This is a genomic window from Plectonema radiosum NIES-515, assembly GCF_025753815.1.
Taxonomy (GTDB): Bacteria; Cyanobacteriota; Cyanobacteriia; order Cyanobacteriales; family Nostocaceae; genus Hassallia; species Hassallia radiosum_A.
Genome location: NZ_JAOWRF010000281.1, coordinates 1 through 17,411 on the forward strand (window position 1 = coordinate 1; position 17,411 = coordinate 17,411).

Consider the following 17,411-nt stretch of genomic DNA (forward strand, 5'->3'; position numbering starts at 1 on the left):
TCCTGGTGTTTATTGCGCGGTGGAACCACACTGAACCCATCCCGAACTCAGAGGTGAAACGCTGCTGCGGCGACGATAGTCTAGGGGTAGCCCTACGCCAAAATAGCTCTATGCCAGGTTTTATATTCTAATCAAACAAACAAGCCCCTCTGAATTTAATCACAGGGGCTTTATATATTTAGACGAGTGTTTGAACCTATTTACCCAAAAGCATTTGAGCGATGCTTTCGAGCTTGAGTGCAATCGGTAGTTGAGACAGTGGACAAGTAGTTTCCATTGATGTAAGACTTTAAAAGGTTCCTACGATAGAGGACAGGGAAAATCGGCTTTACATTTGGTAAGCGCATGGGCAAGCAAACATAGTCTTGTGCTGGGACAAGTAAAAGTAGCCGATAAATCTAACGAAATCAAGGCAATTCCTGCATTACTAGAATAGACTCATCCGCGAATCATGAAAGCTTACCAGGAGAGAGTTACAAGGATTTGCACGGAAGGAGCGATCGCCATCTGGCTGTACGAGAAAATGAGGGTTTGAAGGCATTGAGAGAGAAAAAATTGGTTTTTGTCTCAGCTAAACTAGACATAAGTATATTCCTTCTTTGGCTGACATCTCTGGTTTACGCCCGCCTCCAGGGGCGATAATCCGAATTTTCTTTTTTTCAATTTCTGCCTGTTTTTTTTTATATGCCTTTGCTCTGCCAAGGCGACCAATGCTAAAAACTGGTCATAACTAATTCCAATTAGGCGTTTAGCTTCATGAGGATGCGATTCAATTCGTGGCCATTGGACTTGTCATATTCTTTCCACATAATTTCTACTCCAGCTTTTTATTATCTCATGCTATTTATATTAAGGATAAGTCTAATTGCTTGACTTGGCAGGATGCATCATTACCATTGATGCTTTTGCGTTCACAAACAGCGATCGCTACTCAAATATATAATGCCAAAGCTGATTACGTCTTAGCACTTAAAGCCAACCATCCAACACTTCATGGGCAGATCAAAACTTAGTTTGATCAAGCCATCGCGAATCAATTTCAAGGCATAACCATAAGCTACAACGAACGGGTAAAAAAACGGCATCATCGCACTGAAAAGCGAAAAATTTGCAGCGTTTCCGTTTCTCAACTGCCACCTCTACATAATCAAGACGATTGGTGGGACTTCAAACCGTTGTCATGGTGGTGCGAGTAAAACATCTGTAGAGTAAAACTACGCACGAAGTTCAGTTTTATTTAACTAGTTTCAGTAAATCGCAAAGTTTTTTCCAAGAGAGCGATCGCCAAAATTTTGTAACTAGAGATACATTTTCTGCGGAACTATCTTAACCCCTAGGCTGGGATAAATTAATTTTACTTATATTTAAGCAACTTTTAACGACTGCTAACCCGATGGAATATAAATACCTTTAACAGTTCCATATTTGCGCTCAACAACTTGGCGTAGAAAAGCTAACATTTGTTTAAGACAAAAAAGGTGACGATAAATTAATCGCCTACCCTTTCGTTTTCGACTAATCTTAAACCAAAGTAGATAAACCCAAATATTGACTAACACAAAAGAAATACCAACAAATAATAATCTCAGTACAGGCTTCTTATTATTTGTTCTGATTCGACATAGATTTTTTCATCTATAACTGCTTTCAATTCCAAATCTTTTTCGATAATCTTGATGAATGTAAGATAGGTTTATTTTCGACTTATAAACAACATAAGCAAAGTATTCGATGCCATGTTGTTTTCTTTTACCTTTTTTGTATTTGCAGATAATCCACAAATTAAAGGTAACATGATTATCTTTCTCTTCACCCATTGTGTAAGTAGTTTTATAACTACTTCTACCTTTAATAAATTGATTTACGCCACCCTTTTTTCCTCTTCTAATCGCAGGCATTACAAAAGGAATATCCAAGGCTTGCAACCACCTGATTACAGCGATACTAAAAAAACCTCTATCCAAATAGAGTGTTTTTACATTTACTTTAATCGCTTCAAGTTCAGCTAATAAGTATGTGAGAATGGCAACATTTGTATCTAACCAACGTACTCCTCTAATCGCCAATGTAATTCGTTTTCCCTTGGTTAATATATATAAACTTGCATAGGCGTAAAAAGAACAAGTTCCTGACTTAGCCCATTGGTCACAAGTTAAGAAAAAGAGCCAATTGTCAAGGGGGTATGTCAAAAATCGCCAAAAAGGGCTGAAAGCTATATCCTTAAAGGAATTGTGACATCCCTTAAATCTATATGAGTAGTACCAAGAGTATTAACCGAGACCATGCTAAGAAGAAGAATCGTCCGCAACCGGAAAATGAAGCGATCGCCACTCGGCTAGAAAACCTACTAATTCCTGCCATCGCAGCCCAAAAAAGCTACTACCGACAACTGGAATTAAGAGACAGAATTCTCAACCTACCATTAATGGTGGCAGCGGTATTAACTTTATTGTGGCGCGAAGTTCCTGGGGTACAAGAATTAACCCGATTATTAAATAGAGAGGGATTTTTGTGGTGTGAACCCCAAAAAGTTAGGCAACAAGCATTATCACAAAGATTTTTAACTTTTCCTGCCATTTTATTTGAAAGAGTCTTTAAAGAATTACTCCCTAATCTGAGAAACAAATGGTCAAGGAGAAGCTCTCGACCATTACCAGAAAGCATACAATTTACACTAAAAAGATTTGAAAGGATATGGATAGCAGACGGTTCAACATTAGAAGCACCCCGATCGTAAGCTAAAAAGTCTAGAAAATGTACCACTCGTGCAGCTAGCGGGAAAAATGGGAACAGTAATGGATTTAGTAACTCATCTCCCTGTGGAAATTTGGTTTTGGATAAACCCCAAACAAGCAGATACTCATTGGGAGGATGATTTACTGAATATAGTAAAAGAGAAAACCTTGCTACTACTAGATAGAGGCTTCTATCATTTTGCATTTTGGCAAAAACTAATTGACAGAAAAATTGATTTTATTACTCGCATAAAGAAAGGAGCGTCTTATCAAGTAGAGCAGGTACTAACCAGTAGTTATGACATAAAAGACCGCATTATCAAGATAGGTTCTGGAACAAAAAAAACACCTGTTATCACTGTAAGGTTAGTAGAAATTCGGTCAGGGAAAGCATGGCATTCGTATCTAACCAGTGTACTTGAGCCTCGAATTTTACCCCCTTATGTAGTAGCAGATTTATATCGAAGACGCTGGCGGATTGAGGATGCGTTTTGTACGGTGAAACGCCTACTAAATTTAAGTTATTTATGGACGGGTTCTTTAAATGGAGTGCAATTACAAATTTGGGGTACTTGGCTATTTTATGCGATTTTAGTAGATTTAGGAGATGCTGTAGCAGATGAATTAGAAATGCCGTTTGAGCAGATATCTTTAGAAATGATTTATCGGGGGATGTATCATTTTTCTGTAGCTTATGAAAAAGGATTAGTTACAGACCCAATTAAATATTTTACTGACCCCCAAAATCGGGATTTAGGAATTGTCAAGCGAGTACGAAAACCTAATGTCAGGCTGATTGTCTCCCCGTTTCCTGCTACTCAACGAAGCCCCGAAGAATTTTTTTTCTAACCCTCCCTTCATAAATAACCCAGATTTTAACTTTTTATTCAGGTAAATTTGAGTATTTTTACTTATTGACGAAAGTCCTTTTAGCCTAACTTGTGACCAATGGACTTAGCCTGACTTCTATAAATATAAGGCTCTTCATCACTATCAGGTTTTCCATAGTAAGGAATTAAATTTAAATCAATGGCAATTTTATGAGGAGTATTTTTAATCCGACGAGGAATTCTACTTTTGAGAGCTAGATTGATTTGATTTTCTAGCTGCTCAAAATTATTGATTTTATCTAAGTGATACCTGATATCGCCACCACATGGGCTACTATTTAAAACTTTTGTTGTATTCTCAATACTATCTCCACTACTTGCTGCTCTCACTAATATTTCAAATAGAGTTTTTTGATCACAAGCTCCTTGCGTCTCAATAGAAATATTTTCACTTAAACAATCCAGAACTTCGTCAAGCGTTTCTGAATCAGTTAGTGCAAGCTGTTTTGGTAAAGTCGTCAATGGTCATTATTCGGGTGGATGTACATTCTTGATAATTTCAGTTTTTGAACGTCTTTTATTGAATATAAGTTTTAATTAGAAAATAGGTATTATTTAGAACTAACATCTACTGAGTGTCGAATTGGCGATCGCTCTCTTGGAAAAAACTTTGCGATTTACTGAGTTTGGGGAGTGATGCTTATAAACTGGGGCAGGCTATCTGCCTCCATTGGGGCGTTGAAAATGGATTGCATTGGACTCTAGATATGACTTTTAGCGTTCGCCGTTTGTCTTCATCGCGCTCACGGTAGCCGTAAGTCTTTTTTTTCGAGTGAAGCCAATTTTATTCAATGCCCGTGAAATGGTGCGATCGCTAATTTCTCCGGACCAAAGTGAGGCCATCTCGAAAGAGGGTTTTATCCCCGTGAGATAAAGCGAACTCCCGAAATTTTTCCCAGTGGGTGATTTTATGACCATTACCGGGGGGCTGATTGGGCAAGGCTTGAAAGTCGCCAGTTTCGGCTTGTCACTTTAGCCATAAGTCTATGGTATTACGACTGATATTAAATAGTTCACTGGCTTCGCTTTTCTTCAAGCCATCAAGTTCGATAGCTTGGATGACCTTTTGACGAAGGTCGTAACTGTAGGGTTTGGGCATATCAGAGTGCGATCGCGCTCCGTAAGAAAAGGAAACGGGCTATTTATAGTTTATACCCAAACCCCCTTGGCGGTTGCTATACAATGCCTTGGCTGATTATGTTTTAGCGCTCAAAGCCAACCATCCTACACTTCATGGGCAGGTCAAGACTTGGTTTGATCAACCGATCGCTCTCGATTTTGAGGGTATAACTTTTAGTTATGATGAACGGGTAGAAAAGGGACATCATCGTACCGAAAAAAGACAAGTTTGGAGTGTCCCAGTTTCTCAACTACCACCGTTGCATCAACAATCTGAATAATGGAGAAAGTAAAATTGTACTGCGCTCATTTAATTCCCTAATTCATTTAACACATTCAGAATTTGATCTATTGGTGCCGCAAGGTGAAATTGTTGGTCTAAAAGTTCCTGAAAAAACAGGAATTCACCCAGAAGCAATAGAGCATTTCCTTAAAGCAAGTCCAGAAGCTTTAGCATCAGCGAATAACCGCTATCAAATCTTTGTGTTCAGCACTTTTATCGTTTCCCAGAAACGATTGTGGTAGATGGGGGAGCGGAATTTGGTAGCACTTATTTTTAAACACTTCTAGCTGCCTTTGGATGTAATAAAAAGCAAAGACCTGCTGCCAAAGCCAGGTTTGGTTCAGTCGTTGAACGTGTTTTCGGAACTACTAATACTGAGTTTTTTTATAACCTCAAAGGCAACACCCAAATTACTAAAAATGTTCGGGTTGTTACGAATCAAATAATCCAAAAGGTCAAGGAGTTTGGACATTAGATGAACTCAATGAATACTTTTGTACTTATAGTTATGAGTTCTATGACTCTAAGGAACATCCGGCACTCTTACAAAGCCCACGCCAAGCTTTGTTAGCTGGACTAGCTTTGAGTGGTTCTCGGGCTCATAAAAAAATAGTGTACGACCAGAACTTTAAAATATTTACTCTGCCCTCAACACCTAAAGGAACAGCAAAAGTTCAGCCAAGTCGAGGAGTAAAAATCAACTATCTTTATTATTGGGCAGTAGATCATTCGTTTGAAAGAGAGCGCGAAGAAGCCACAAAGGAAAACAAGACCCCGTAGTCAGACAAATCAAACAAGCAGACCTCGATATGTTGGAGTTAGCCGCAGCAGCAGGAGAGATTGATCTCAAATACTTGGATGAATCTTTCTTTCTGTATGTGGAGTATTCCAGGTTATAGATATTGAGCAAAAACGTTTAGAACAAACTAAGCGACGTGGTAGAAGACTAAGTATTCTTGGCTTACTCCAGCCTTTAATCAGTTTTGTTTATGGTCTGGTAATTGGAAGCATTGGTAGCAAATCTTATATTCAAATGATGGAGCTTGAAGCAACTGAGGCCGCAACAGTTGGACCTATCAGGGTGATCGTGCAAGATAATGGCTCAATACATCGATGCTCCAAGGTACAACAGCTGTGGTCAAAGTGGGAACACATGGGTTTATACATCTTCTTTTTGCCCAAATACTGTTCTGAAATCAACCCAATTGAATTGGAGTGGCAGCAACTCAAGAATTATGAAATCTGCGGGCAAATGTTTGATGACGAATTAAACAAGTGCATATGCCGTCATTAATGGTGTTGAAGCTTTCTTGAGAAAGGGAAAACTACACCACACAACGTTTTAAATTTGACTCCAATTGCTCTAATTAATTTTTCGTTACATAGTTAGAAATTTTTTCGCCGACCTACTTAATGGGGTTGAAGCTAGAGGAGAAAAAGGCAATCATAGTACACAACGTGTTAAATTTAACTCTAATCGCTCTGGTTAACTTTTCGTTACATACTTATAAATTTTCCTGCCGACTTACTTAGAGGCTGACCATATTTTACTTTTTAAACCTCCGCAGCGCATTTATTGCACTTTCAACAAAGTACCTAAAAGCTTGGGAGCCAGCGCGCTATCGCAGGTTTCCCGACTTGAAGCGACTGGCGTGGACAAATGCCCACTGGGTTTTTTGTGAATTGACTGGGCATCTCCTAATTTGGTATTGATTGTTTGGTTAAGTACTGCCAGTCTACTAGTCGGCGAGAGCGTGGGTGGGACACAAAAATTTAAGGCTGTTTGGAAGAACCAAGAATCCACGTCTATGAGTGAGCGGGGAGTGTCAAATTAGAGAGCGCAAATCATCTTCAGTTCAGAGAATTAGTTCGCGATGATTAATCGCGAACTAATTTCCTTTTCCACATCCGGTGGTGAAAAGTCAGGTCTTTTTCCCATTTGACTTGCCTGTTCACACTTTCTGTGGTTCTAGTAACGGTTTTAACCTCTCCCACTGTTCGTGACTAAAGTCTCCTCGGTTTATCATTACAACAGAGGGATCACATCCTTTTCTAGGATATGATGAGGAGCAAAAACACGCCCTAGTCCCCAGTCTCCAGCCTAAGATTGTTAATTTTTTTTAAGCAATCTTAGGGACTTATGTTTGTCATAGATAGATTTATTAAATGACCCTCTATAAAGCTTTAGGGAAATATTAGTCTTTCATGAAAGGAAAGAGTGAAGAAATTTTATCGTGCCGTCTAGTCAAAATATTCTCATAAATGTTACAATTATTAATACCGCAAAGATAGTATATATGTAGCATCGGCTACCTTTTATCTAACTCTAGACACTTGCAAGGAAAGAAAAACAATTGTACCTTCTAGCAGTTAACAACTAAATATGAATATTATTACCACTCTTGCAGAGGCGTATAAGTTGTAAATTCAAGATGGCTTATCAAACATACTGAGTAATGCCGGCAAAGATGCATTTATCATTTCACCCTACCGTAAAACCCACCATTACCAAAGAGTAGCGCCATGAAGACCGCTCAGACAGCGACAGACCTAGTGCGGACTTACCTGCGTGAGATTGGCCGCGTGCCACTCTTAAGCCACGAAGAAGAGATACATTATGGCAAACAGGTGCAACGTGCAACTGCTTTGTATGAGGTAAGGGAGTCGCTTTTGATGAAGTTAGGTCATGAACCGACTTTAGAAGAGTGGGCAAAAGCGACAAATTTAGAATTAGGAGAGTTGAACGAAGCGATCGCCGAAGGTGAAATAGCCAAGCGCAAAATGGTAGAAGCCAATTTGCGACTAGTCGTATCGGTTGCCAAAAAGTACATAAAGCGCAACGTCGATTTACTCGATTTAATCCAAGAAGGTAGCATTGGGATGCAACGGGGTGTAGAAAAATTTGACCCCACCAAAGGCTACAGATTTTCCACTTATGCTTATTGGTGGATTCGCCAAGCCATCACGCGGGCGATCGCCGAAAAAGCTCGCACTATCCGGCTACCCATCCACATTACCGAAAAACTCAATAAAATCAAAAAAGCACAGCGCCATTTATCCCAAAAATTAGGACGTGCCCCATCAGCTGCTGAATTAGCACAAGAATTAGAATTAACTCCCAAGCAAGTCCGAGAGTATCTAGAAAAAGCTCGTCTGCCTCTATCACTCGATTTGCGGCTAGGAGATAATTACGATACCGAACTTGGAGAAATGTTAGAAGATCCAGGACTTACTCCAGAAGATTTTGTCATGCAATCTTCTCTATCTTTTGACTTAGACCGTCTCATGGCAGACCTTACCCCGCAACAGCGAGAAGTTCTCACCCTCCGCTTTGGATTAACTGATGGACAAGCGCTTACTCTTGCCAGAATCGGTGAACTTTTGAACATTAGCCGCGAACGAGTAAGGCAAATCGAACGCGAAGCTCTAACTAAACTTCGCAAATCTAAAGCAAATATGGGTGAATATTTGGCGAGTTAGTTGTTGGTTGTTAGTGGTTGGGTGTTAGTTGTTAGGCACTTGCCAGTAAATAAATTGACGACCTGATTTTAAATTTTTTCGTTGGTAAGCTAATCGGTGTGATGGGTGGAGATTTATTTTTATGGTTCTCCCTTAGCCTTGGTGAATAGAGTTCGCGGCTATACAAATAAACTTTGCTTACCCTGGTTCAAGAGAAAATCAAAAGTTCCAAACCTCCGGAGGCAGGTTTTGTGTGTCTAGCCGCGACTGGAAGTAGCCAAGTCGAAGATATAGGACTATCCACTAACAAATCAGGTGAGAAACTACGCTGCTTTTGGTTCGGTTACACCGACTCGCAGATGAGAAGTAACTTGTTACATTAGTTGACAAGAACAGACAACAGGCTGCTTAGTCAAATATAATACGAGCTTTTACTATTCAATTTACAAACACCGCACATAGCTGTGGTAGTAAAGGAGGCAAAACGTGAGTAACCCATCCAATCAAGTATCAGAATTTTTTAACAGTGAGCCAGAAACCAGGGAAATGCTGTGGCAGTACGTTAAAGCCTTGAGTCCAGAGACAATTACCCAGCTATCCAAACCCAATTCCCCAGAAGTCTTTCAAGTAATCGAGCGCAATATTGTCGGGCTGTTGGGAAACCTGCCTGCGGAACACTTTGGTGTGACTATTACTACCAGCCGCGAAAGTTTGGGTAGGCTTCTCGCATCTGCTATGATTAGTGGCTATTTCTTGCGTAATGCCGAACAAAGAATGAACTTTGAAATGGCATTCCAAGGAACTGAAAATAACAACACCGAGAACGACTAAGGATTTAAAACTTTCGTCCTAGAAATTCGATGTTGTTAAATAAATACTTTCCTATTGTCACGGCGATACAAAACTTAATTAAGTTAATCTTGATACAGTTGCGTGGACAAACTAGCTGAGTGCTTTGCCTATCGACATTGCACGCTCATCTAATCTACGATCGCCTAAATCATAAGTTGCAAAATTTTTCTCGCACCAGTCTCACATGGTTTGTCGCCTATGATACCAGGCTTGCCTTATCATATTGAAAAGATTGTACCCTACCCTAAATCCTTTGTGACCAAGCTTTTCAAGACTTAATGGGAAAAGTCAGAAATAAAAATTAGGAACATCGGAAAGGGCAGGATGCCCACCCATTTTATGTTTAATTAAGCCGATCTACTTAATGCTTAATAGTTAGTTGTTCTACTATCTACTAACTACTAACTAAAAACCATGATTGAAATTATTTCTCCACCACCCCATAAAATCATTGGTGTCGCCGTAATATCGAATGAGCAAGGGCAAATATTAATTGATCGCCGTCGTCTTGAAGGCGCAATGGGCGGTTTGTGGGAATTTCCTGGGGGTAAAATCGAGAAAGGTGAAACCGTCGAAGAGTGTATCAAACGGGAAATTAACGAAGAATTGGGAATACTTATTGAAGTAGGAAAACATCTGATCACTATCGATCATACCTATACCCACTTGCGCGTTACCCTGACTGTACATCATTGCCGCCATCTTACGGGTGTTCCTCAAGCGCTAGAGTGCGATGAAATTCGCTGGGTGAGTTTGGATGAACTCGATCGCTTTGCTTTTCCTCAAGCAAATATTCAAATTATTGCAGCTTTACGTGAAAGCGATCGCTCTCATCCTTAAAGCTTAATTAATTGTGGGTTTTGTTCGTACCAGTGCTTTCTAGTCTGAAGGTGAGGTCTCCAAGTGAATTTTTCTAGTTGTCCAAAATGCGCGATCGCATTCATTGTCCCTACTGTTGATGTCGTATGAGCGGCGATCGCCACATCTATTGATTAGGCATTAGATCTATAATTGCTGAATACTTCGTATATTTATTTACTGGTTAAAACTATTAAATGATTACCGTTACACCAGAAGAAATTAGTCAGTTTCGCAGCCAGTTGGCAAATAATCCAGATGTCCTTGCTGCTCTTGATCTCATTGAGCAGCGTAAGGGAAATCTGGAGACAGCAGCTAAAATATTGGCAATTAGGGCTGGTTATGAACCATCCAGAAAATCAAATATTTTGGACGAGTTGTTAGAAAAATCCCGCAAGATAATCTGCCAACAAGAGTTTAGAGACGAATTGGCAGCAGGGATAATACCTCTTGTTATAGAACCCTTGGCAATGAGTGCTGCTATTCCTCCAGGATTGGCAAGTGTAGTTGCCATTTATGCGTTTAAAATTGGGGTGAAAAAATTTTGCCAAGTTCCTGATTCTGAATCTTAAACTCCTGTGGCGGTGAAAGCTGCCCAATAGAAAGGATTTTCAAAAGGATATGGCTGACGATTCCTAGTTTGCAATAAATATTCCTCGGCAACTATCTGGTCATCTTCTTCAAGTTGGGCAAAAACTTCCTCAATTTGTAGCTTATATTTAACTAGCAGTGCTTCAAATTCTTCTATAGTTAAATTTCGCAACCACTGTTGTGCTTGATTGAGTGCTAAGGAGACACTAGTTATTGTTTGCAGGTTTTCATAAAATTTCATCATCAAAAACGCTGTAGATAAATCGCTGACAGTCCACAAACTACTAACTACAGCTTGACTCCCAGCTAACAGAAAACCGCTAGGTAAACCAATATATTCGTCACTGGCATTGTTAAAATCAATCAATCCAGTTTCACAGGCAGAAAGGGTGACAAGGCGACATTTCTCTAATTTGAGACTGAAGATTTTATCTAGGGTAAGACATTTTTCTAAATCGTGGGTTTCCCCTGCTCGTAAATTCAGGTAACGTTCCGAGTCGGGTTTTATTGGTGTGTCTGCGATAGGTGCATTTGCCAAAATTAGGGCTGATTTACCGGGGTTTGTTAAGTTAAAATACCCGTGACAGCTAAAGTGGGCGCAGTGGTAAGTGTTTAAGTCAGAATTATTAATTGCTGTGAGTGTCGCTGCTGTTTTTTTCAGGACATTAGCAGTATTAAAGTAGCTTTGAATAACTTGTACTTCTAAATCTGTATAGTTTAAATCTCCTGTGGGGTTTTGGATAGCAAACAGAGATTGAAAATTAGGGCGATCGCGCTGTTGTACCTGTTGCAGTATTTGACAACTAGGTGCATAACTCACACCACGAGGGAATAAATCCACAAGACAACGCGAATTTTCAGAATTTTGATTTATTGGGAGTGCATGAAGGGGGAATAAGTGTAGGGCAGTATAGGGGATTAGGATGAGTTGATCGCAGTTCTTTGGTATCTGGGTTAATATTTCATCAATGTGCAGAATCGAAGCTAATTTCTTGAGTTCTTCCCCTAAGCTATTCTGCCACTGGTCTTTTTGATTGTAGTAGTTATGCAAATATTGATTTACCCAATCATACAAAGCTTTTTGGTCTTCTGGTTGCGATTGCCAAACTGTTACCTCTCCTGTCGCCTTGACTATAAACGCCAGAATTTTATCGTTGGAAATATACCACTCGATAATGGCTGTACGCTCATTCAAAGTAGCTTGGAATGAGTCAAATTTGAAACCATAACCAACTCTTAAGTAGCGGTCTTGCAATTCATTACGCTGCTGTCGCAATTCTTGGAGATGTTGTGCTAGGACTTTTGGATTTTCAGCTTCGCCATTTTGGATTTGAGATTGTCCTGTAGTTATTTTACCCCTGTATGTTTCTAGTTGAGTGACAACATCTGCGGGAAAGATAGTTTTGCGATCACGTTCGAGAATTTGTTCAACTAAATTGCGGGTTTTACTACGTTCAACATATTCAATTGCTTCGGTGATATTAGCTAATTCCAGGCAAACTTCCACCATGCGGCTATAAACATGGTTAAAGGATTCCGCTTGCTTGCGTTTGCTTTCCTCCCCAGAAACTATTTCCTCCCGCAAAGATTCTACTGTGGCAATGGCGGATTTAAAGGTAGTGTAAGCTAAGGTGAGCTGGTTTGTGTCTTGGTAGGTAATTCCCAGATTCCATAAAGTTTCTGCATGGTCTTGGGGAAAGGCTTGCTGGGTTGTGACACTCAAAGCAGCAGAAAAAGCAGCGATCGCCGATTCGATATTTTCTGCTTTCTCTCCTAGAATTCTTTCACGGTAGGCAACACCGAGACCATGTTGTGTCATTGCCCAATCTTGGGGAAAGGCTTGCTGGGTTCTGACACTCAAAGCAGCAGAAAAAGCAGCGATCGCCAATTCGATATTTTCTGCTTTCTCTCCTAGAATTCTTTCAACGTAGGCACTACCGAGATTATGTTGTCTCATTGCCCAATCTTGGGGAAAGGCTTGCTGGGTTTTGACACTCAAAGCAGCAGTATAAGCAGCGATCGCCAATTCGATATTTTCTGCTTTCTCTCCTGTGATTCTTTGAAAGTAGGCAGTACCGAGATTATTTTGCGTCATTGCCCAATATCGGGGAAAGGCTTGTTGAGTGTAGACACTCAAAGCAGCAGAAAAAGCAGCGATTGCCAATTTGATATTTTCTGCTTTCTCTCCTAGGATTCTTTCACGGTAGGCACTACCGAGATTATTTTGCGTACCTGCCCAATCTTGGGGAAAGGCTTGCTGGGTTGTGACACTCAAAGCAGCAGTATAAGCAGCGATCGCCAATTCGATATTTTCTGCTTTCTCTCCTGTGATTCTTTCACGGTAGGCATTACCAAGATTATTTTGTGTTATTGCCCAATCTTGGGGAAAGGCTTGCTGGGTGTAGACACTCAAAGCAGCAGTATAAGCAGCGATCGCCAATTCGATATTTTCTGCTTTCTCTCCTAGAATTCTTTCACGGTAGGCAGCACCGAGATTAATTTGCGTCATTACCCAATATTGGGGAAATGCTTGCTGGGTTGTGACACTCAGAGCAGCATCAAAAGCAGCGATCGCCAATTCGATATTTTCTGCTTTCTCTCCTAGAATTCTTTCACGGTAGGCAGCACCGAGATTAATTTGCGTCATTACCCAATATTGGGGAAATGCTTGCTGGGTTGTGACACTCAGAGCAGCATCAAAAGCAGCGATCGCCAATTCGATATTTTCTGCTTTCTCTCCTAGAATTCTTTCACGGTAGGCAGCACCGAGATTAATTTGCGTCATTGCCCAATCTTGGGGAAAAGCTTCGCTAGTGTAGACTGTCAGCGCGACTTCATAGCCAGTGATGGCAATTTCCATATTGCTGGCTTTCTTACCCAAGGGGAATTGCTGAATTAGATAGCTAAAAATTACTATATCTCCAGCGATGGATTTCGCCTCATCTGCTTGGGCTTCTCTGAGTCTATTTGTTCCCCTGCGGCGCAATATTTCTGCTAACACAACGTCGAGTTTGTCTGTATTGTTTTCCAGCAAGGGGTAAATTACCTGTGCGTTACCTCTACTATCTGCTATTACTTTCAGCACTTGCTCTAAGAAATCTAAGTATTCTTTTTCTGTAGCAGTCAATGATAATTTACTATAAACCCCAAACTGCTGCCCTACTATACTCATTAAACAATTAGCTTGGTCTAATTCGCCCTGCCTTCGTAGATTACTTGCCATTTCCTGCATCTTTTGTACTAAGCCAGGATCAATTAAATCTTGGTTTGCTGCCAAAATCTCTCGAACTTCATCGTGACTGCGGCAATTCAACAGGCTTTGAATGAGGTTGAAATAGGCTTGCTGACGCTGTTCGTTCATAGGTAAGGACGTGAGAGTCGCACATATTTTATTATCAGAGAAATTCAACACCAGCGCCCTAGATTTCGGAAACGGATAGATTTTCATCACAGGTGATGCGTTCCCGACAACGAGCTATCATCGCCCTACATCTACATTCAACAAAAAAACTAGCTGCTGAAGCTTTGAAGATTATCTTTTAATTGTTGATGAATGCGTTGGCGTAGCCCAACCCAGGCATCGCTTGCACATCTTTGGGCGTTACTGCCAAACTAACCCTAAGTTAAAATACGAATTCAAGCGAATATTGTGTATTATCTACCTTTAACCAGCCTAATTCTTAGTATAGTGAACTCCTATGGCAAAAGATAGATTTCATGCGGATTGTCAGAAAAGCTTTAGAAAAAGAAGGCTGGAAGATTACGGCTGACCCTTATGAAGTCAATGTAGATGATGTAGATTTTGAGATTGATTTAGCAGCAGAGCAACTTTTAGGAGCAGAGAAAGAGGGACAAAAAATAGCGGTGGAAATTAAAAGTTTTATTAGTCCATCGAATGTTTCAGAATTTCATACAGCCTTGGGACAGTTTTTAAACTATCGGGATGCATTAGATAAAATTGAACCAGAACGCCAACTTTATTTAGCTGTTCGCGTCCCAATTTATGAAAGTTTTTTTCAACGGAAATTTATTACATCGGCAGTTACAAAATATCAATTACGATTGATAATTTACGATGTACAAGAGGAGGTTATTCGTCAATGGCTGTAGAAAAATATCGGCAATATATTCGACATCTTCTTTGCGAACGGCAAAAGCGAGCTTCGATGCAACGAAATGCCGAAGAGTATGATGTGCAAACAATTTTCGACGAACAGCAAGACCACTATCAATTACTTTATGTCGGTTGGCGGGGAAATAAACGTGATTTTGGCTGTATTCTACATCTCGATATCAAAGATGGGAGAATATGGATTCAACATGATGGTACGGAAGAAGGGATTGCCAATAGATTGGTGGAAATGGGAGTACCCAAGCAAGATATTATTTTGGCGTTTCACGAACCCTATGTGCGTCAGTTTACCGAGTTTGGAACTTGAGAAATATTTATGCCATAGTGAGTGCCCAATAAACAGTCGTTGTGTTTGTTCCTCTTGATAGAATTCATTCTGAAAACCCAAAACCCTGTAGAGACGTTCCGGCGGAACGTCTCTACGTGTATTCAATAAAAACGCAATCTGCTGTATTATTTCAGCGATGCCTGGGTTGGGCTACGCCAACGCCTGAATCGATTTGGCGATCGCATTTGTTATTTCAGCGTTCGCATTTGTTATTTCAGCGTTCGCATTTGTTATTTCAGCGTTCGCATTTGTTATTTCAGCGTTCGCATTTGTTGATTTGGCGATCGCAATTGTTATTTCGGGGTTCGCAATTGTTATTTCGGGGTTCGCATTTGTTTATTCTTTATTACGATATTTTAGAAGAACAAGGAAGCGACCGGATTTTATATCTTGCTATCCCCCACCAAACTTATACCGAGTTGCGTTCATGACTTACACCTCACCACGCCAGGTGCGTGACTGTCGGGAAACCCGCCCAACAAACTAGCGCTCCCCTACCCCCTCTCCTTTTTAAGGAGAGGGGAGATAAAGCAGAGCTTTATCGGGGTGAGGTTATGATGTGAACCCATCGACAAGATTTTATTAAAAAAGAACCGCCGCTTGATTTCAAAAAGATGCGTTGGCGTAGCTCAACCCAGGCATCGCCTAGTGACAGTTTCAGGTAACATGAGGATGCGTTGGCATAGCCTGCCGCAGGCATCGCTACTAAATTTACTTGTAATCAGAAAGCCTATTAACGCTCTTTTATTACTTTCGCCAGATTAAATTTAAAACCCTATCCTCAGATTAGTCCGCCTAATCGCGGACGAGCGTTTGTATAGCCGCGACTTCCAGTCGTCAGGGCTTCATGAAAATATTCTCTGCCCAGAGTCATAGAAGAGCGTTAATCTGCAAAATCCTTATTCAATTCTCAATTCTGGCTCCTGACTCTTGAATTCTATTTTGTTAATTTTGAAGTTTAATGCTGTTCGTCTAGTACCTGTGAATCTTTTACCTACTTCCAGGTGATACTAGAACTACGAAGTAGAACCCCATAGATTCAATTGTCTTCGCGTTAGCGTCTCCCCTTGGGAGAAGGTACAGCGTCTGCGTATTAGGCAGCAATTGGGTTTTTTCAGTGGTTGATTACCCTTCCACAACCCCAATTATACCAAAAGCCGTCAAGCGAAGGACGGGGTTTTAGACCCAAATTTTCGATAATAACAATTTAGAGAGCCAGGGCGAAAGCGCTATTAATATAATAGCTACCTGTATCACAACTACATTAATCTGTCACTGTACAACAAGAATATGTAAAACTTTAATTATTCAACAATACTTTTATCAAAGCCGATGACGGGATTTGAACCCGTGACCGCTCGATTACGAATCGAGTGCTCTACCACTGAGCCACATCGGCAAAAGCCATTCAAAATTCTAACACTAATAAGGTCATGGTACAACAAAATCCCAAAAATCGCGTTAACCCAGAACAATACGCCCGTTTAAAAGCAGAAATGGCAGCCCCCTATCGCGGCTTGCGGCAATTTATATATATTGGTTGCGGTGCTTCTGGTTTCATCGGGGCGATCGTCTTTTTCTTCCAACTGCTTGCTGGACGCGATATTAATAGCGCTTTGCCTAACTTAGCACTTCAGGTAGGAGTCGTTACCTTAATGGTATTCCTTTGGCGATGGGAACAGCGTCGGCAAAAGCGCTCATAAATAAATAAGTAGAAATGTAAGCTTTTCTCGGACAAATTCTCCATTTTTGCCTGCTTTACCTTTTATATCTGGTGACAGACCCCTAATTTAGTTAACTAACTTAACATAATTATATAAACCGAAACATATATACAGAAAAAATTAAGAAATTATTAGGAAATTTGAAAACTTGAGATTTTCAACAGAAACTAAAAATAGTTCAAACGGGGTCAGCCAATATAAAGACCCTGAATATAAGCCCACAAATTTAAATGGGGTCAGCCAATATAAAGACCCCAAAGTTAAAAAACTCAAAATGTTTAAAGTGCCAAGACCTAACAATTGTTAAGCCTTGGCACTTTGATTTATGCAAATTGGTACGAACTTCACACTCAACTTTTAATTGCCCGCTTGAAGAGGAGGGGGAGAGGGGGGATGGGGAGAGAGGGGGAATGGGAGAAAGAAGAATTATTCTTTTTGTC

At 40.4% G+C, this 17,411-nt stretch carries 14 protein-coding genes, 1 tRNA gene, 1 rRNA gene and 5 pseudogenes; 15 read left to right on the forward strand and 6 right to left on the reverse strand.

Annotated elements, in window-relative coordinates; all coding sequences use genetic code 11:
* The first annotated feature begins 1 nt into the window (after position 1).
* From rrf to OGM63_RS19805, 3 genes and pseudogenes are all read left to right on the forward strand, one after another.
* A 5S ribosomal RNA gene (rrf, locus tag OGM63_RS19795) occupies positions 2-119 on the forward strand.
* Positions 120-260: 141 nt separating this feature from the next.
* Positions 261-433: pseudogene (locus OGM63_RS19800) on the forward strand (ISAs1 family transposase); the annotation flags it as partial.
* Positions 434-869: 436 nt separating this feature from the next.
* Positions 870-1,013 (forward strand): hypothetical protein, encoded by a 144-nt coding sequence (locus OGM63_RS19805; RefSeq protein WP_263747391.1) that lies wholly within the window; start codon positions 870-872, stop codon positions 1,011-1,013.
* A 618-nt stretch (positions 1,014-1,631) separates the two neighbouring features.
* Here the strand turns inward: OGM63_RS19805 and OGM63_RS19810 are convergent.
* Entirely contained in the window at positions 1,632-2,189 is a 558-nt protein-coding gene (locus OGM63_RS19810; RefSeq protein WP_263747377.1) for a transposase, read from the reverse strand.
* 62 nt (positions 2,190-2,251) lie between these two features.
* Between OGM63_RS19810 and OGM63_RS19815 the strand changes: the two are divergent.
* Positions 2,252-3,584 (forward strand): annotated as a pseudogene (locus tag OGM63_RS19815) (IS4 family transposase).
* Positions 3,585-3,664: 80 nt separating this feature from the next.
* On the opposite strand, the gene OGM63_RS19820 reads toward OGM63_RS19815, so the two are convergent.
* Positions 3,665-4,087: a hypothetical protein gene (locus OGM63_RS19820; RefSeq protein ID WP_263747378.1), complete on the reverse strand. Its 423-nt coding sequence runs from the start codon at positions 4,085-4,087 to the stop codon at positions 3,665-3,667.
* Between the two features lie 262 nt (positions 4,088-4,349).
* Positions 4,350-4,724, reverse strand: a pseudogene (locus tag OGM63_RS19825) (IS630 transposase-related protein); the annotation flags it as partial.
* An 88-nt stretch (positions 4,725-4,812) separates the two neighbouring features.
* Between OGM63_RS19825 and OGM63_RS19830 the strand changes: the two are divergent.
* The 5 genes and pseudogenes from OGM63_RS19830 (at position 4,813) to OGM63_RS19850 (ending at position 9,317) form a co-directional block, all read left to right on the forward strand.
* Entirely contained in the window at positions 4,813-5,025 is a 213-nt protein-coding gene (locus OGM63_RS19830) for a hypothetical protein (RefSeq protein ID WP_263747379.1), read from the forward strand.
* A gap of 73 nt (positions 5,026-5,098) precedes the next feature.
* A complete protein-coding gene (locus OGM63_RS19835) occupies positions 5,099-5,269 on the forward strand; it encodes a hypothetical protein (protein ID WP_263747380.1) in 171 nt (56 codons plus the stop codon).
* Positions 5,270-5,764: 495 nt separating this feature from the next.
* Positions 5,765-6,321: pseudogene (locus OGM63_RS29895) on the forward strand (transposase); the annotation flags it as partial.
* Between the two features lie 1,229 nt (positions 6,322-7,550).
* A complete protein-coding gene (locus tag OGM63_RS19845) occupies positions 7,551-8,507 on the forward strand; it encodes an RNA polymerase sigma factor, RpoD/SigA family (protein ID WP_263747381.1) in 957 nt (318 codons plus the stop codon).
* 465 nt (positions 8,508-8,972) lie between these two features.
* Complete coding sequence (locus OGM63_RS19850; RefSeq protein ID WP_263747382.1) at positions 8,973-9,317, forward strand: DUF760 domain-containing protein; 345 nt, start codon at positions 8,973-8,975, stop codon at positions 9,315-9,317.
* A gap of 111 nt (positions 9,318-9,428) precedes the next feature.
* Here the strand turns inward: OGM63_RS19850 and OGM63_RS29900 are convergent.
* Positions 9,429-9,509, reverse strand: a pseudogene (locus OGM63_RS29900) (IS4/Tn5 family transposase DNA-binding protein); the annotation flags it as partial.
* A gap of 243 nt (positions 9,510-9,752) precedes the next feature.
* Between OGM63_RS29900 and mutT the strand changes: the two are divergent.
* Entirely contained in the window at positions 9,753-10,178 is a 426-nt protein-coding gene (mutT, locus tag OGM63_RS19855) for an 8-oxo-dGTP diphosphatase MutT (RefSeq protein ID WP_263747383.1), read from the forward strand.
* A gap of 215 nt (positions 10,179-10,393) precedes the next feature.
* Positions 10,394-10,768 carry a TetR family transcriptional regulator C-terminal domain-containing protein gene (locus tag OGM63_RS19860; protein WP_263747384.1) on the forward strand — a complete coding sequence of 125 codons (375 nt, stop codon included), beginning with the start codon at positions 10,394-10,396 and terminating at the stop codon, positions 10,766-10,768.
* Here the strand turns inward: OGM63_RS19860 and OGM63_RS19865 are convergent.
* Positions 10,765-14,148: a CHAT domain-containing protein gene (locus tag OGM63_RS19865; protein WP_263747385.1), complete on the reverse strand. Its 3,384-nt coding sequence runs from the start codon at positions 14,146-14,148 to the stop codon at positions 10,765-10,767. The two genes, OGM63_RS19860 and OGM63_RS19865, sit on opposite strands and share 4 nt — an antisense overlap.
* A gap of 356 nt (positions 14,149-14,504) precedes the next feature.
* Here OGM63_RS19865 and OGM63_RS19870 point away from each other — a divergent pair, with 356 nt between their 5' ends.
* The 3 genes from OGM63_RS19870 to OGM63_RS19880 all read left to right on the forward strand — a co-directional run bounded on the left by OGM63_RS19870 (position 14,505) and on the right by OGM63_RS19880 (position 15,678).
* Positions 14,505-14,897 carry a XisH family protein gene (locus OGM63_RS19870; protein WP_263747386.1) on the forward strand — a complete coding sequence of 131 codons (393 nt, stop codon included), beginning with the start codon at positions 14,505-14,507 and terminating at the stop codon, positions 14,895-14,897.
* Positions 14,888-15,226, forward strand: coding sequence for a XisI protein (locus tag OGM63_RS19875; protein ID WP_263747387.1), 339 nt, complete (start codon positions 14,888-14,890; stop codon positions 15,224-15,226). Before OGM63_RS19870 ends, OGM63_RS19875 begins: the two co-directional genes overlap by 10 nt.
* Positions 15,227-15,342: 116 nt before the next feature.
* Positions 15,343-15,678, forward strand: coding sequence for a PDDEXK family nuclease (locus OGM63_RS19880; RefSeq protein WP_263747388.1), 336 nt, complete (start codon positions 15,343-15,345; stop codon positions 15,676-15,678).
* A gap of 896 nt (positions 15,679-16,574) precedes the next feature.
* On the opposite strand, the gene OGM63_RS19885 is transcribed toward OGM63_RS19880, so the two are convergent.
* Positions 16,575-16,646 (reverse strand) — tRNA-Thr (locus OGM63_RS19885).
* A gap of 34 nt (positions 16,647-16,680) precedes the next feature.
* Between OGM63_RS19885 and OGM63_RS19890 the strand changes: the two genes are divergently transcribed.
* Positions 16,681-16,950 (forward strand): DUF3493 domain-containing protein, encoded by a 270-nt coding sequence (locus OGM63_RS19890; RefSeq protein WP_263747389.1) that lies wholly within the window; start codon positions 16,681-16,683, stop codon positions 16,948-16,950.
* Positions 16,951-17,411 lie beyond the last annotated feature (461 nt).